The sequence below is a fragment of the Streptomyces sp. NPDC012769 genome, assembly GCF_042901205.1.
In the GTDB taxonomy this organism is placed as follows: Bacteria; Actinomycetota; Actinomycetes; order Streptomycetales; family Streptomycetaceae; genus Streptomyces.
This window is the reverse complement of record NZ_JBIBCP010000009.1, coordinates 87,102-101,318: the sequence shown is the minus strand read 5'-3', so window position 1 is coordinate 101,318 and position 14,217 is coordinate 87,102. Positions and strand designations below refer to the sequence as shown.

The following is a 14,217-nucleotide window of genomic DNA, read 5'->3' as shown; positions in this document are numbered from 1 at the left end:
CGCGGCCGGGGCACCATCGGGCCCTCTCCTCCCCCTCAGCGGCCGCTGGGCGCGCCGGGAGGGGGCACCACCGGCCCCCTCCTCCCCCGCCTCCTCCCGCGGGCCGTCCTAACGCACCTCGATCCCGAAATCCCCCACCAGCTCGGCGAGCCCGCCCCGGTAGCCCTTCCCGCCGAGGACGAAGTCCCAGTCGCCGTCCTCCCGACGGCGGAACGACCCGAGCACGAGCGCCGTCTCGCCGGCCCGCCCCTCCGACACCACCAGCCGGTCCAGCTCGACCCCCGAGTCGTCCCGCAGCACGATCCCCGCCTCCACGAACCCCGCCAGGTCCGCCTCCGGGTTCACCTCCGGGTCCACCGCCGCCACCAGCACAAGCCGGTCCGCCCGCCGCGGCAGAGCGTCGAAGCCCACCCGTACAGCCGCCTTGTCGCCCGCCGGGGCCGTCACCATCGCCACGGAACCGTCCGGCGTCGCCGGGTTGTTGAAGAACACGAACCACTCGTCCGCCAGCACCCGGCCGCCCTCACACACCAGCGCGCACACGTCGAGCGCCACCGACCCCGACCACACCATGCCGAGCAGATTGAAGCCCTCGTCCTCCTCGACCGACGCCTCGGCCACCGCCACCGGCGCCACGGCCCCCGACCCGAGCCGCCCCCGAAGACCGTGCTGATGCAGCAGGTCGACCAGCTCCGTCCCCGAGATCAAGGTCAGCGGCTTGCCGTTGGCGAAGGCGTACGACCCCGGGCCGAACTTCGACGTCGTGACGAGGACCCCCTTGTTCGCCCCCGCGTCCTGCACCGTCCCGAAGAGGTCCCGCACCGCACTCGGCGGCACCGTGTTCCGATACCGCTTCACCTGCACGACGATCGACCCACCGCTGATCGGATCCGGATCCAGCGCCTGCACGTCCACCCCGCCGTCGTTCGACCGCCGCGTCGTCACCGCCTGCAGACCCCGCGCCCGGAACAACTCGGCCACAAGACCCTCGAAGGCGATCGGATCGATCGCCAGCAGATCCGGCTCCTCACCGTCCCCGTGCGACACCACCCCCGAACCCACCTGCTCCGGCACCGCCAACGGCTGCACGGCCACCCGCTCGTCCGGCTTCGCCGACAGACGACCCGACAACGCGCCCGTCACGCACTCGACCGCGCTCACCAGCTCCAGGTTCAGCTCCTCGAAGACCGACCGCCCCACCGCCACCGACGCGACACACACCCGCCCGGCCAACCCGGTCGCCGGATCCACACCGCCGACGAAACCGTTCAGCGTCACCCTGTCCAAGGCCCCGAAGCGGTCCGCGGCGAAGAGCTCCCGCAGCGCGAGCAGCACACTCTGCGCCAGCACGTCCCGGTACAGCGCCCGGCGCTGCGTAGCCGGCCGCGCGACCTCCTTCTCCTGGTCCGTGCTCGGCAGGTACTTGACCCCCTTCGCCGCCGGCACCACCTCGAACCCCGGCAGCTCCCAGTCGAGCACCAACCCGCGCGCCCCCTGGTCGTAGGCCGCCGACACCTCCCGCGGAAAGCCCTCCGGCCACGCCGTCGACGCGTACAGGACCGCCGTGAAGAACTCGACCGCCGTCCCCGGCTCGCCGGCCCTCAGCGCCTCCGCCATCGCGGCGATGCCCCCGTTGTGCCGGCGGACCTCCGCGAGCCGCGCGGCCGCCCACTCGTCGTACTGCCGCCGATACTCCGCCAGCTGCTCGACCCGACGCGCCTCGGCCGCCTGCGCCGCGTACCAGTCCCGCTCGAACGCGGCCCGCGCCTCCTGCTCCTCCTGCGCCCGCCCCGCGGCCGTCCACGCCGCCCCCCGAGGCCGGTAGAAACGCTGATCCGGCATCGCCACCGGCTCCCCGAGCCGCCCCGGCGCGAAAGGCTCCACCTCCTCCGGCTGCCGCAACGACTCCACACCGAACGGCGCGTGCCGACACCCCGCCGCCAGCAACCCCTCCAGCGCCGCCACCCGCTCGTCCAGCTCCCGCGTCCGCCGCAACGCGTCGGCCTCCCGGTGCCGCCGGTACTCCGCGCGCTGCTCACGCTGCATCCGCGCCACATCACGCTCGTACGACCGCTGTGCCCGCTCGACCTCCCGCTGCTGACGCAACCCCGCCTGCAGCTGCCCCTCCCGCTCCCGCTGCGCCACTCGCTGCGCCTCTGCCCAAGCCCCGATCAACCCACTGGAACGCCGGCCCATCCGCCGCACCCCTCCCCGGAAACACCCCTCGCGCACACGCCCCCGTAACGCACAAGTGTCCCGGACCTGAGAGGTCCGGGACACGAGTTTGGTGGAGCCGCCTGTCGGAATCGAACCGACGACCCCGGCTGTGCAGAAGTGGAGGCTTGGTGCGCCCCAAGCTCCGCTCCACCATGGGCCGTTGCTGCCGAGCCCGAGCCCCGCCGACGCCTCTCCTTCCCCGTGAGTCCCCGCACGAGCCGGCACGGATGTGGCACGGCCTTCGCCCCGCCGTCTGTCAGTGCCTCGCGATAGCGTCCACCTGCGCGCGGTCGGCTTCCGAGGTGTCCAGCTCTGTAGTGCAGCTGCATCCCTGGCTTTGTCCGGGGGCGGCCCGGTGCAAGCCCGGGACCCAACCGACGGCCAGGCTCCGCCGATGGCCAAGAGTGACCTGCCAGAGCCGACCGCGCGCGTCCTCGGCGGTTTCGAGCACTTGGCGTAGAGGTCGAGGCTGTCGCTCGTCTCGCTGCTATGGCCCTGGTGCTTTCCATCGTCTTGGTGACGACGAAGCGGCCGAGCTGAGGTCGGCCAGGCCACCTGGCTGGCGATCCTGAAAACCGTCGAGGCAGCGATGTCTCCCTGAATTCAAATGCCGCACCACCGCAGGTGAACGGTCCCTGACCAGGTAGATCGTTCAGGCGCCGTCGTGTTGTTCGGTGCCCGCGACCGAACGTTGTTCCCTGATACTCCCCGCTCGATCGGGCACGCCAGCGGCGCGTGCCCATGAGGGCTACTCGTAGATTCGAGCGGCAGTCAGGGCACGAGCGAAGAACGTCCAGTCACCTTCGCGGGGCAGATCAAGGCCGAAGTTTCGGTACCACCCCGGGGAGGCATCGGTCCAGGCTCGCAGGGCCTCCAGGAACCCTTCCAGCGTTGCGTTCTCCCACTGCTGACTGTTGGCGGCGTGGTCTTCGCGAAGACGCACCAGGAAGGCGCTGAAGGCCTCCCGATCGCCAAGGTGATCGTCGGGTGCCAAGGGGCTCGTCATGGCACCCGATTCTAAAGAGGGGCGTCCCAACGACACGCTCCTTCGCCACGGTGATACCGGTACCGACGCGGAGCGACCACACCGGCCTCCGCCGCATCGCGGCAGCTGCTGCTCCCCGCCCGCCCATTCCCGGTGGCGCGGTCACCTCACGCTCTCGTCATCCGTGACGGCGGGGGGTACGGCGCCCGGCCCTCCTCCCGGCAGTCGGCCGAAATCTGCAACGCCGGGCTGGCACTCATCGTCTGCTTCAAAGCCGTTGCCTTGAGCCGCGTCGGCAGCAGATGGACGCGGTGCCTGAGCGTCCCTTCTATGACGGCTTGCCGGTCGATGGGGTTCGGCGGGCGTCGGCGACCATGCCTCGCGGCTTCTATGCGGTTGACCCTGATCCGACCGGTGCGCCATTCGTGGCCAGCGATGATCAGGACAGTATTGTCCCGGCATATCCGGGTGGGCCGTCGATGAGCGACGAGGGTGTCGAGGTGGTCTCTGGAGGGCCACGCAACACTCTGCTGCTCCATCCTGAGGACATGCCCGGCCTGGCTCTGTTGAGCACAGGGGAAGTGGGCTGCTGCGGCGCTCCTGGCGACAAGGGGCCGAATCGAGGGTGCAGATGTGGTGCCCCGATCGGCACCGAGATGTCCGAGTGCTACACCCCGTACGAACTCCACCTCGTCCCGGGCGCGGTAGTCGAGGGATAGGCCTTGCGCAGTGGTGAGCACCTCGGCGATGGCGTGCATGTCCTCGGAAATGACGTCGGCCTGCGCTTCGGAGAATAGGACCTCCTTGTGGGGCTTGTTGGCGTAGCCGGTGGCGGGGCCCTGGGTGGTGGAGGGGCGCTGCTGACGGCTGCTGCGGGCAGTCGGGTAGGACCGCCCCCGTCCGCTGTCGTTGATGTCAGCCGTGGATGTCAGACCGGCCTGACATCCTGCGCCCGTGAGAGTGACATGGGCTGACTTCTGGGCGCTGATAGCCAACCTGAACGGCGAAGCGACTGAAGAGAGCTGCCGGCGTCTTGCCGAGGAGCTGAGCCGCCGCCCCGTCTCCGACATCGTCGGCTTCGCGGAACGGCATGCCGAGGCGCTCTACCGCCTGGATCAAGAGAAGTTCGGCACTCTGCCGGTGGTCGATCTGACGGCCCGGTTCGGCAGCCCGTTCCCGCAGTCGTCCGACGTGTTCCTCTACGCGCGCTGCGCTGTGGTGGCCGCGGGTCAGGCCGTGTGGGAGAGCGTCTTCTTCGACGTCGACAAGTTCATCCCGTACACCTCAAGCGAGTGCGACGGCGAATGGCTGCTGTACGTGCCGGACAAGGCGTACGAGCTGGCCACCGGCGAGGAGTGGGACCGCTCCACCCGGTACTGCTTCGAGAGCTACTCCAACCGGGACGGCTGGCCAGACCTGCGGAGCTGAGGCGAGCTACCGCTTGATCGGGGTAGCCGCATCTTCTGGCTTGCCGGAGGCACGCCGTGCAGTCACTAGGTAGCCCGCGAAGCCATCCGGCATGCACACCCGTACGCGCCTGATCGCCGTACGCGTGCTCAGAAGGTGGTGACCGACCCCATGCCGTCCCTCCGCCATACCATCGTCGACGCCCTCCGGACAAGCGGAAGCGCCCCGATCGCCACCGTTGACGTGACGCTGCATGCCAAGACCCTCGACCAGCATCGGTTGGGGGTCTTCGTGTCCCCCCTGGCGCCTCTCCCCGGATCAGGGCGTTGTGCGTCTGACCGCATCTGCGAGGCGAGACCCGACAGGACGGCGCTCTCTGTCATAGGTGCCTGACAGGATCCCGAACGTGATAGCCATCGAAGATCTCGTTCCCCGCGTAGCGGCGAAGGCCAAGGCCACTTCTCCGACCTTGCCTCCCGCCGCCACTGCCGAGGATGTCGCCAAGGCGGAGGCAGTTCTCGGCTTCACCCTCCCGCCCCTGCTGGCGAGCCTGTACCGGGAGGTGGCCAACGGTGGCTACGGCCCCGATTACCAGCTTCTTCCGCTGGTCGGACCAGGACGTACGGCGCTGAGCGAGTACCAGTCCGAACGATCCGCCTCGGCCGAGGATGAAACGCCGTATTGGCCGGCGGGCGTGCTGCCGATTCTCGACTGGGGCTGTGCCATGTACGCCGCGGTGGACTGCCTCAGCGAGACCGCCACAGTCCTCCTCTTCGAACCGAACGCCATGACGGACGACGGAGCCGCCGCCTGGTTCGTCGACGCCGGAAGTCTGGCCGAATGGCTCGAAACCTGGCTTGCCGGAACAGGGTGGTACCGGGAAGACGCCGACGAGTACGAAGACGTCGCGGAGCCGACCCCGTGGGAGATGGCCGCCTCCCGGATCGCGGAGTGAACGAACCGCGGGATGGCCGCTGAGCTCGCTCGGTGGAGCGGCCCCTCACACGACGGCATCCAAGGCCCGACCGCCCCTGACCGCCCCCGTTGATGTCACCCGTGGATGTCGAAGACCCCCGACCAAGATCGGTCGGGGGTCTTCGCGTTTCCTACCTGGAGCCCCCTGTCGGGTTCGAACCGACGACCCCCGCTTTACAAGAGCGGTGCTCTGGCCAGCTGAGCTAAGGAGGCAGCGAGTGCAGTGTAACGAACGACCGCGCGGCGAAGGTCGGAAATCTCACGGCCGCCGGAGTGCTGACAGATCCGGCGGCGCCGGGTAGCGTCACCCGGAGTTCACCCAGGTGGACTACACCACATCCTTCCTTTACTCGGATCGTCCGGCACGTTCCTGCCGGTGAAGGGACACATCACCATGGCTTCCGTCACCTACGACAAGGCGACCCTGGTCTACCCGGGCGCCGAAAAGCCCTCCGTCAACGAGCTGGAGATCGAGATCGCCGACGGCGAGTTCCTCGTTCTCGTCGGCCCCTCCGGCTGTGGCAAGTCGACCTCGCTGCGCATGCTGGCCGGCCTGGAGGACGTCACCTCCGGTGCCATCCGCATCGGCGACCGCGACGTCACGCACCTGCCGCCGAAGGACCGGGACATCGCCATGGTGTTCCAGAACTACGCGCTCTACCCGCACATGACCGTCGCCGACAACATGGGCTTCGCGCTCAAGATCGCCGGCGTCAACAAGAGCGAGATCCGCGCCAAGGTCGAGGAAGCCGCCAAGATCCTCGACCTCACCGAGTACCTGGACCGCAAGCCGAAGGCGCTCTCCGGCGGTCAGCGCCAGCGCGTCGCCATGGGCCGCGCGATCGTCCGCGAGCCGCAGGTCTTCCTCATGGACGAGCCGCTGTCCAACCTCGACGCCAAGCTCCGCGTCTCGACCCGTACGCAGATCGCGAGCCTCCAGCGCCGCCTGGGCATCACCACGGTGTACGTGACGCACGACCAGACCGAGGCCCTCACCATGGGCGACCGGGTCGCTGTCCTCAAGGACGGTCTGCTCCAGCAGGTCGACACCCCGCGCAACATGTACGACAAGCCCGCCAACCTCTTCGTCGCCGGCTTCATCGGCTCCCCGGCCATGAACCTGATCGAGGTCCCGATCACCGACGGCGGCGTGAAGTTCGGCGCGAGCATCGTCCCGGTCTCCCGCGACGCCATCGCCGCCGCCTCCGCCAAGGGCGACACCACCGTGACCGTCGGCGTCCGCCCCGAGCACTTCGACGTGTCGGGCCCGACGAGCAAGGACGGCCTGGCGGTGACCGTGAACGTGGTCGAGGAGCTCGGCTCCGACGGCTTCGTGTACGGCTCCACCCGCGTCGGCGGCGAGGACAAGGACGTCGTGGTCCGCGTCGGCGGCCGCGAGGTCCCCGCCAAGGGCTCCACGCTGCACGTCGTGCCGCGCTCCGCCGAGCTGCACGTCTTCTCGACCTCGACCGGCGAGCGCCTCTCCGGCTGACGCCGGGACGGTTTCCGTCCGGCCCCGTTCCCGCTTGCGGGGGCGGGGCCGTTCGCGTACAGGGGGCATGAAAACCCGAGTCGGCGAAAACCCCGGCACAACTGGGCATTCGGGCCCGGAAGCACTCCCCCGCGTCAACACGGAATTCGAAAAGCCGCCTCGAACCATCCCTCGCGAGAGTGACTAAATGTCGCCATATCACTACCGCCCGCTACGCTCGCCTGCGTGACCCACACTGCCCGCCGAATCGGCCGCTCTCTCGCCCTCGTCCTGCCCGTCGTCCTGGTGCTCTCCGGAACGCTCGCGGTGTCCGCCGTTCCGTGGGCCGGCCAGGGCTCCGGGACCCAGATGCTGACCGCGTCGTCCACCGACGTCTCGGTCCGGGCCAAGTCCCGCGCACCGCAGGATATTCTCCGCGACCAGCTCCTCGCCGAGCTTCAGGAGAAGGACCCCGGCACGGCCCTCACCCACCTCCAGCGCGAGGTGGAGAACCGGCCGTCGCTCGCCCGGCACTGCATGTCCATCGCCAAGGCCCTCGGTGCCGCCGCCGTCCGCCACTACGGCCCCACGCGCGCCCAGTCCTACGCGCGCCCGGTCTGCGACACCTCCTTCGCGTACGGCGTCCTGCACGCCGCCGGCTGAGCCGGGCGAGCACCGCCCGGTAGGCCTGCCGTACACCGCATATCGTTCCCGGTATGCATACCTCCCCGACGCAGGCCGTGGTCCTGGCGGGCGGCCAGGGCTCGCGGCTGCGCCCGTACACCGACGACCGCCCCAAGCCGATGGTCGAGATCCCGGGCACCGGGACCCCGATCATCGGCCATCAGCTGTCCTGGCTCGCCGCGGAGGGCGTGACGCATGCCGTCGTCTCCTGCGGTCATCTGGCGGAAGTGCTCCAGGACTGGCTGGACACCGCGAAGCTGCCCCTCGACGTGACCACGGTCGTCGAGTCGGAGCCGCTGGGCCGCGGCGGCGGCCTCAAGTACGCCGCCGCGCACCTGCCCGAGCCCGGGCAGCCCTGGTACGCCACCAACGGTGACATCTGGACCCGCTTCTCGCTGCGGGAGATGGCCGACTTCCACGCCGAGCGCGACGCCACCGCCACCCTCGCGCTGGCCCGGCCGCGGATCCCCTGGGGCGCCGTCGAGACCGACGCGTTCGGGCACATCACCGACTTCATCGAGTCGCCGCCGTCGCCGTACCTCATCAACGCGGGCGTGTACGTCTTCTCCGCGGCCTTCACCGAGCTGCTGCCGGAGCGCGGCGACCACGAGCGCACCACCTTCCCCCGACTGGCCCGGGAGCGGCGCCTCGCCGGCTTCCCGCTGCCGCAGGGGGCCTACTGGCGGGCCATCGACACCGCCAAGGACCTCACCGAGGCGGCCAAGGAGCTCGCCACCCAGGCCTGACACGAGACAGGCCTGAGCCGACACCGGCCTGAACGCGGCACCCGAAGGGCGCGACACCGGCCCGAGCCGAGGACACCTGAAGGGGCGGCACCACGAGGACTCGTGGTGCCGCCCCTTCGTCGTACGAGCGTCGTACGAGCGTCGTACGGGGAGCCTGCCGGTCAGCCCAGCAGGCCGCCGATCGGGTTGCGCGCCCCGCCCGACGTCGAACCGCCGTCCGACGAACCGCTGCTGCTCCCGCTCGACGGCGTGCCGCTGGTGCCGCCCGAGGTCGAGTCGGAGCTGGAGGAGGACGGCGCCGTCGTACGCGACTGGCTCGGGCTGCGCGTCCCGCTGGTCGCGCTCGGGCTGCGCTGCTCGCTGCGCCGGCTCTCCCTCGCCGACTCCTTCGGCGCCGCCTCCTCGTCCTCCTCGCGCTCGCCGCTCGCCCCGGTCGTCGCCGACGGCTTCGGGCTCTTCGAGGCCTTGCGGGACGGGCTGTTCGCACCCGGCTCCTTCGGCAGCGGCTGCCCCGGCAGGTGGTTGACCGGGTCGTCGTTCGGACCCGGGACCGTGACCATCTCGGTGGAACGCACCGCACCGCCGAGCATCGAGCCGACCAGCAGCGTGAGTCCGACGACCACCGCCGCGACGACCGTGCCGCGCCGCAGCACCCGGCGGCGCAGCTCCCACAGCTCGGCGCGCGGTCCGAGGCGCCGCCAGGCCTCGCCGGCGAGCCGGCCGTCGATCGAGTAGACCGGGGCGCCCGCGATGATCAGCGGCGACCAGGCGGCCAGGAAGATGATGTCCGGCGCGTCGTAGACCGGGACGGTCTTCCAGCTCACGGTGAGGATGAGCGCGGCCGAGAGCAGCGCGCCGACCACGGCCGCCACCCGCTGCCACAGGCCCAGGACCGTGAGGACGCCCACGACGACCTGGAGGAAGGCGACGGTGAGCCCGGCGCCCACCGGGTGCTGCAGGGCGAAGTCGCGCAGCGGCTCGGCCAGCGGCCACGGGTGCAGCGAGGTCAGCCACTTGACCATGGAGCCGCGCTCGCCGCCGTCGAAGTAGACGGGGTCGCAGAGCTTGCCCATGCCCGCGTAGATGGAGATGAAGCCGAGGAAGACCCGGAGCGGCAGGAGCACCACCCCGAGGTTCATCCGGCGGCCGGGGTAGTAGGCGTGCCGGACAGGGTCGGCGCCGTGCCGGTGCGGGGAGCGGGCGTCCGCGTCGGCACCGTCGTCGTACGCGTCGGGCTCGATCGCGTACAGGTTGTCGTACGCCCCCTCCGCGCGCCGCATCGGCGGCAGCAGCGGGGCGGCCGGCTCGGCGGGCACCACCGGGGTCGGCATGGTGTCGTCGATGCGCGGGATGGTCTGGGTGGTCGGCTCCAGCGTCGCGACGCCCGGGGCGGACGATTCGCGGACGGCCTGGAGGAGACCGGTGGCGCCGGGAGAGGACTTCCCGGTCCACACGACGGGCCTGCGGCGGGCCGCTCCGGCGCCCGCCGCACCGACGGCGGCGGCTCCGGCGAGGGCGGTGATCCGGGGGTTCGCGGCGAACTTCGGCTGTTGGGCCGGCGCGAGCCGCACACGGAAGCTGGCGTGGTTCACGATCACCTGGGCGGGATCGGAATCCACCTTGACCATGCTCAGCGCGGGCTGATCGTCGAACCCCGGCCGGGGCGTTCTGGTGTCCACACTCATCTAACCGAGTGACGCGGGGTTAGGACACTGCCTTGACGGGCCCCAAATGTCGGAGGCCCGTCAAGATCACGGCCGGGGCGCCTCCCCCGTTCGGGTCAGCGCGAGCGGTACCGCGTTCAGCCCCTGCGGCGGCGGGCCGCCTCGTAGAGCACGACGCCCGCGGCGACACCGGCGTTCAGCGACTCGGCGCCGCCCGGCATCGGGATGCGGACCAGGAAGTCGCAGGTCTCGCCGACCAGGCGGGACAGGCCCTTGCCCTCGGAGCCGACCACGATGACGACCGGCCCGGCGAGCGCCTCCAGCTCGTGCACCTCGGTGTCGCCGTCGGCGGAGAGGCCGACGACGGTGAGGCCCGCCTTCTGGTACTGCTCCAGGCAGCGGGTGAGGTTGGTGGCGCGGGCCACCGGCGTGCGGGCGGCGGTGCCGGCCGAGGTCTTCCAGGCACCGGCGGTCATGCCGGCGGCGCGGCGCTCGGGCACGACCACGCCGTGGCCGCCGAAGGCCGAGACGGAGCGGACGACGGCGCCGAGGTTGCGCGGGTCGGTGACGCCGTCGAGGGCCACGATCAGCGGGTCCTCGTGGTCGTCGAAGGCCGCCTCGGCGAGGTCCTCGGGGTGCGCGTACTCGTACGGCGGGACCTGGAGGACGAGGCCCTGGTGGTTGAGGCCGTTCGTCATCCGGTCCAGCTCGGGGCGCGGCGCCTCCATGATGTTGATGTTGCCGCGGCCGGTGGCGAGGTTCAGCGCCTCGCGCACGCGCTCGTCGTTGTCGATGAACTGCTGCACGTAGAGCGTGGTGGCGGGCACGCCGTCGCGCAGCGCCTCGAAGACCGGGTTGCGGCCGACGACCATCTCCGACTGGCCCTTGCCCCCGCGGCGGGCGATGGGCTTGCGCTTGGCCGCGTTCCGGGCCATGGCGTTGGAGACGCGATAGGCCTTGTGGCCCTTGCGGTTCTCGGCCTTGGGCGTCGGGCCCTTGCCCTCGAGGGAGCGGCGTCGCTTGCCACCGCTGCCGACCGTCGCGCCCTTCTTGTTGGACGTACGGCGGTTCCTGCGCTGGCTGTTCCCGGCCATGACTACCTGTTTCCTCTACTGCGTAAGCGAAGCCCGTGAGCCTCTGAGTGAAGCCTGTAAGTGAAGTGTGCCGCCCGGGGCCCCGGACGGCACATTCATCAGCGGTCTAGCGGTTGCCCAGCGTCCAGCGGGGGCCGTCGGGGCTGTCCTCGATGGCGAGCCCGGAGCGGGTGAGCTGGTCGCGGATGGCGTCCGCGGACGCCCAGTCCTTGCGCTCCCGGGCGGACTCGCGCTGCTCGAGCACGAGCCGTACCAGGGTGTCGACGACGCCGTGGAGCTCCTCGCCGCGGTCGCTCTCCTCGGCCCAGTGCGGGTCGAGCGGGTCGAGTCCGAGGACGCCGAGCATGGCGCGCACCTCGGCGAGGCGGGCGATGGCCTCGTCCTTGTCGTCGGCGGCCAGGGCGCTGTTGCCCTGCCGCACGGTGGTGTGGATGATCGCGAGCGCGTGCGGCACGCCCAGGTCGTCGTCCATGGCCTCGGCGAAGGCCGGCGGCACCTCGGCGGCGGGGGCGACGGGCGACCCGGCCTTCTCGGTGGCGCGCTGGACGAAGCCCTCGATGCGGGCGAACGCCGCCTCGGCCTCGCGCAGGGACTCCTCGCTGTACTCGATCATCGAGCGGTAGTGCGGGGTGCCCAGGTAGTAGCGCAGGACGATGGGGCGCCAGTTCTTCACCATCTCGGAGACGAGGACGCTGTTGCCCAGCGACTTCGACATCTTCTCGCCGCTCATGGTGACCCAGGCGTTGTGCACCCAGTAGTGGGCGAAGTCGTCGCCGAAGGCCTTGGCCTGCGCGATCTCGTTCTCGTGGTGCGGGAAGATCAGGTCGAGACCGCCGCCGTGGATGTCGAAGGCGGAGCCCAGGTACTTGTGGGCCATCGCCGAGCACTCCAGGTGCCAGCCGGGACGGCCGCGGCCCCACGGCGTCTCCCAGTCGGGCTCGCCCGGCTTGGTCGCCTTCCACATGGCGAAGTCGCGCGGGTCGCGCTTGCCGGTGATGCCCTCCTCGGCGGGCTGGCGCAGGTCGTCGATGTCCTGGTTGGACAGCGACAGGTAGCCGGGGAAGGACCGCACGTCGAAGTAGACGCTGCCGTCGGCCTCGTAGGCGTGTCCGCGCTCGATCAGGCCGCGCATCATCTCGACCATCTCGGTGACGTGGCCGGTGGCGCGCGGCTCGTAGGTCGGCGGCAGGCAGCCGAGGGCCTGGTAGCCGTCGTTGAAGGCGCGCTCGTTCTCGTAGCCGATGGACCACCAGGGGCGGCCCTGGTCGGCGGCCTTGGTGATGATCTTGTCGTCGATGTCGGTGACGTTGCGGACGAACGTGACGTCGTAGCCGCGGTACGCGAACCAGCGGCGCATGATGTCGAAGTTCAGGCCCGAACGGATGTGCCCGATGTGCGGGGCGGCCTGCACGGTCGCACCACAGAGGTAGATCGAGACACAGCCCGGCTTGATCGGGGTGAAGTCACGGATCTGCCGGGCGCTGGTGTCGTACAGGCGAATGGTCACGGGTCCAGGGTAGTGGGCGGGGGACAGTGCCCCGCGACCGATTCCCGGTCGCGGGGGCGACTTTTTCGCCGTGTGCGGCGCGCCGGGGCCGCCCGGGGGGCCGGCGCGCGGCTTCGGCGCGTCCTACGGCGCGGTGACGGGGTAGACGAGCGCGGTCGCGAGGGCGGCCAGGCCCTCGGCGCGTCCGGTGAGGCCGAGGCCGTCGGTGGTGGTGCCGGAGACGGAGACGGGCGCGCCGGCCGCCTCGCTGAGCGCCTTCTGGGCCTCGTCGCGGCGCTTGCCGATCTTGGGGCGGACGCCGACGACCTGGACGGCGATGTTGCCGATCTCGTAGCCCTCGGCGCGGACGATCCGGGCGGCCTCGGCGAGCAGGGTGACGCCGGAGGCGCCGGACCACTCGGGCCGGGAGGTGCCGAAGTGGGCGCCGAGGTCGCCGATGCCGGCGGCGGAGAAGAGCGCGTCGCAGGCGGCGTGGGCGGCGACGTCACCGTCGGAGTGCCCGGCGAGTCCGTACCCGTCGCTGTCGGAGCCCTCCCACAGGAGGCCCGCGCACCACAGCTCGCGGCCCTTTTCGAAGGCGTGGACGTCGGTGCCGATGCCGGTACGGGGGATGAGGGGCCGGTCAGAAGCCATCGTTGGCCCTCCTGCGGGCGAGCACGGCCTCGGCGAGGACGAGGTCGAGGGGGCGGGTCACCTTGAAGGCCTCTTCGTGGCCGGGCACGACGACCACGGGCGCGCCGAGCTTCTCGACCATGCCGGCGTCGTCGGTCGCGCCCTCACCGGTGAGGGCGACGGTGGCGTGGGCGTTGACGAGGGTGTCGCGGTCGAAGCCCTGCGGGGTCTGCACGGCGCGCAGGCGGGCGCGGATCGGCGTGGCGACGACCTGCTCGGGGTCGCCGTTCTTCTCGGCCGGCTCGACCTCCTTGACGGTGTCGGCGACGGGCAGCGCGGGGACGACGGCGACGGCCCCGTCCCGTACCGCCTCGATGACCGCGTCGACCGTGTCGACGGGGACGAGGGGCCGGGCGGCGTCGTGGACGAGGACGGCGGTGATGTCCTCGGGCAGCGCCTGGAGGCCGAGGCGGACGGACTCCTGGCGGGTGTCGCCGCCGGGGACGACGACGTAGTCGGTGCGCTCGGGCAGCGCGTGGGTGTCGAGGAGGTTCTTGACCTCGGTTGCCCCGTCGGAGGGGGCGACCACGACGACGAGGGAGACGGCGCGGGAGGCCGCCATCGCCCGGACGGCGTGGATGAGCATGGGGGTGCCGTTCAGCGCGCGCAGCGCCTTGGGGGCGCCCGGGCCGAGGCGCACGCCCCGGCCGGCCGCGGGGATCACCACGGCGGTACGTGGAGGACGCGCTTCGTCTGTCATCGGTTGCACTCCGGCAGGTTTGTTTCCGCGGACGAGGTGGGTATGGCGTCAGCAAGCTGATGGAGACGCCTCGACCGGGCCCTTTCCGTGACGAC

12 protein-coding genes and 1 tRNA gene are annotated in these 14,217 nt (G+C 71.0%); 5 read left to right on the top strand and 8 right to left on the bottom strand.

Translation table 11 applies throughout. From position 1 onward, the window contains the following. Positions 1-108 precede the first annotated feature (108 nt). Entirely contained in the window at positions 109-2,196 is a 2,088-nt protein-coding gene (locus ACFY7C_RS35020) for a restriction endonuclease (protein ID WP_389659061.1), read from the bottom strand. Between the two features lie 769 nt (positions 2,197-2,965). After that, complete coding sequence (locus ACFY7C_RS35015; protein ID WP_389659058.1) at positions 2,966-3,223, bottom strand: hypothetical protein; 258 nt, start codon at positions 3,221-3,223, stop codon at positions 2,966-2,968. 933 nt (positions 3,224-4,156) lie between these two features. Here ACFY7C_RS35015 and ACFY7C_RS35010 point away from each other — a divergent pair. Together ACFY7C_RS35010 and ACFY7C_RS35005 are read left to right on the top strand one after the other, a co-directional pair. Then, positions 4,157-4,630, top strand: a complete 474-nt coding sequence (locus ACFY7C_RS35010; protein WP_389659055.1) for a DUF4240 domain-containing protein — start codon at positions 4,157-4,159, stop codon at positions 4,628-4,630. A 385-nt stretch (positions 4,631-5,015) separates the two neighbouring features. Next, positions 5,016-5,564 (top strand): SMI1/KNR4 family protein, encoded by a 549-nt coding sequence (locus ACFY7C_RS35005; RefSeq protein ID WP_389659053.1) that lies wholly within the window; start codon positions 5,016-5,018, stop codon positions 5,562-5,564. Between the two features lie 156 nt (positions 5,565-5,720). Here ACFY7C_RS35005 and ACFY7C_RS35000 read toward each other — a convergent pair. After that, positions 5,721-5,797: transfer RNA gene (locus tag ACFY7C_RS35000), tRNA-Thr, on the bottom strand. Between the two features lie 181 nt (positions 5,798-5,978). Here ACFY7C_RS35000 and ACFY7C_RS34995 point away from each other — a divergent pair. The 3 genes from ACFY7C_RS34995 to ACFY7C_RS34985 all read left to right on the top strand — a co-directional run bounded on the left by ACFY7C_RS34995 (position 5,979) and on the right by ACFY7C_RS34985 (position 8,485). Further along, positions 5,979-7,076, top strand: a complete 1,098-nt coding sequence (locus ACFY7C_RS34995; protein ID WP_389659051.1) for an ABC transporter ATP-binding protein — start codon at positions 5,979-5,981, stop codon at positions 7,074-7,076. 225 nt (positions 7,077-7,301) lie between these two features. Further along, positions 7,302-7,718: a hypothetical protein gene (locus ACFY7C_RS34990; protein WP_389659049.1), complete on the top strand. Its 417-nt coding sequence runs from the start codon at positions 7,302-7,304 to the stop codon at positions 7,716-7,718. 53 nt (positions 7,719-7,771) lie between these two features. After that, entirely contained in the window at positions 7,772-8,485 is a 714-nt protein-coding gene (locus ACFY7C_RS34985) for an NDP-sugar synthase (protein WP_389659046.1), read from the top strand. Between the two features lie 161 nt (positions 8,486-8,646). Here ACFY7C_RS34985 and ACFY7C_RS34980 read toward each other — a convergent pair whose 3' ends face one another. The 5 genes from ACFY7C_RS34980 to ispD form a co-directional block, all read right to left on the bottom strand. Beyond that, a complete protein-coding gene (locus ACFY7C_RS34980) occupies positions 8,647-10,170 on the bottom strand; it encodes a DoxX family protein (protein ID WP_389659044.1) in 1,524 nt (507 codons plus the stop codon). 116 nt (positions 10,171-10,286) lie between these two features. Beyond that, positions 10,287-11,243, bottom strand: coding sequence for a 23S rRNA (guanosine(2251)-2'-O)-methyltransferase RlmB (gene rlmB, locus ACFY7C_RS34975; RefSeq protein ID WP_389659040.1), 957 nt, complete (start codon positions 11,241-11,243; stop codon positions 10,287-10,289). Positions 11,244-11,349: 106 nt separating this feature from the next. Then, complete coding sequence (gene cysS / locus ACFY7C_RS34970; RefSeq protein ID WP_389659037.1) at positions 11,350-12,750, bottom strand: cysteine--tRNA ligase; 1,401 nt, start codon at positions 12,748-12,750, stop codon at positions 11,350-11,352. A 123-nt stretch (positions 12,751-12,873) separates the two neighbouring features. Further along, positions 12,874-13,383, bottom strand: a complete 510-nt coding sequence (ispF, locus tag ACFY7C_RS34965; RefSeq protein ID WP_389659034.1) for a 2-C-methyl-D-erythritol 2,4-cyclodiphosphate synthase — start codon at positions 13,381-13,383, stop codon at positions 12,874-12,876. Continuing rightward, positions 13,373-14,122, bottom strand: a complete 750-nt coding sequence (gene ispD, locus ACFY7C_RS34960; protein WP_389659031.1) for a 2-C-methyl-D-erythritol 4-phosphate cytidylyltransferase — start codon at positions 14,120-14,122, stop codon at positions 13,373-13,375. Before ispD ends, ispF begins: the two co-directional genes overlap by 11 nt. Positions 14,123-14,217 lie beyond the last annotated feature (95 nt).

What these genes read in the sequence shown, in the direction of transcription:
- ACFY7C_RS35020 (WP_389659061.1), bottom strand. Translation starts at nt 2,196, where the DNA reads ATGGGCCGGCGTTCCAGTGGGTTGATCGGGGCTTGGGCAGAGGCGCAG.
- ACFY7C_RS35015 (WP_389659058.1), bottom strand. Translation starts at nt 3,223, where the DNA reads ATGACGAGCCCCTTGGCACCCGACGATCACCTTGGCGATCGGGAGGCC.
- ACFY7C_RS34995 (WP_389659051.1), top strand. Translation starts at nt 5,979, where the DNA reads ATGGCTTCCGTCACCTACGACAAGGCGACCCTGGTCTACCCGGGCGCC.
- ACFY7C_RS34985 (WP_389659046.1), top strand. Translation starts at nt 7,772, where the DNA reads ATGCATACCTCCCCGACGCAGGCCGTGGTCCTGGCGGGCGGCCAGGGC.
- ACFY7C_RS34980 (WP_389659044.1), bottom strand. Translation starts at nt 10,170, where the DNA reads ATGAGTGTGGACACCAGAACGCCCCGGCCGGGGTTCGACGATCAGCCC.
- rlmB (WP_389659040.1), bottom strand. Translation starts at nt 11,243, where the DNA reads ATGGCCGGGAACAGCCAGCGCAGGAACCGCCGTACGTCCAACAAGAAG.
- ispF (WP_389659034.1), bottom strand. Translation starts at nt 13,383, where the DNA reads ATGGCTTCTGACCGGCCCCTCATCCCCCGTACCGGCATCGGCACCGAC.
- ispD (WP_389659031.1), bottom strand. Translation starts at nt 14,122, where the DNA reads ATGACAGACGAAGCGCGTCCTCCACGTACCGCCGTGGTGATCCCCGCG.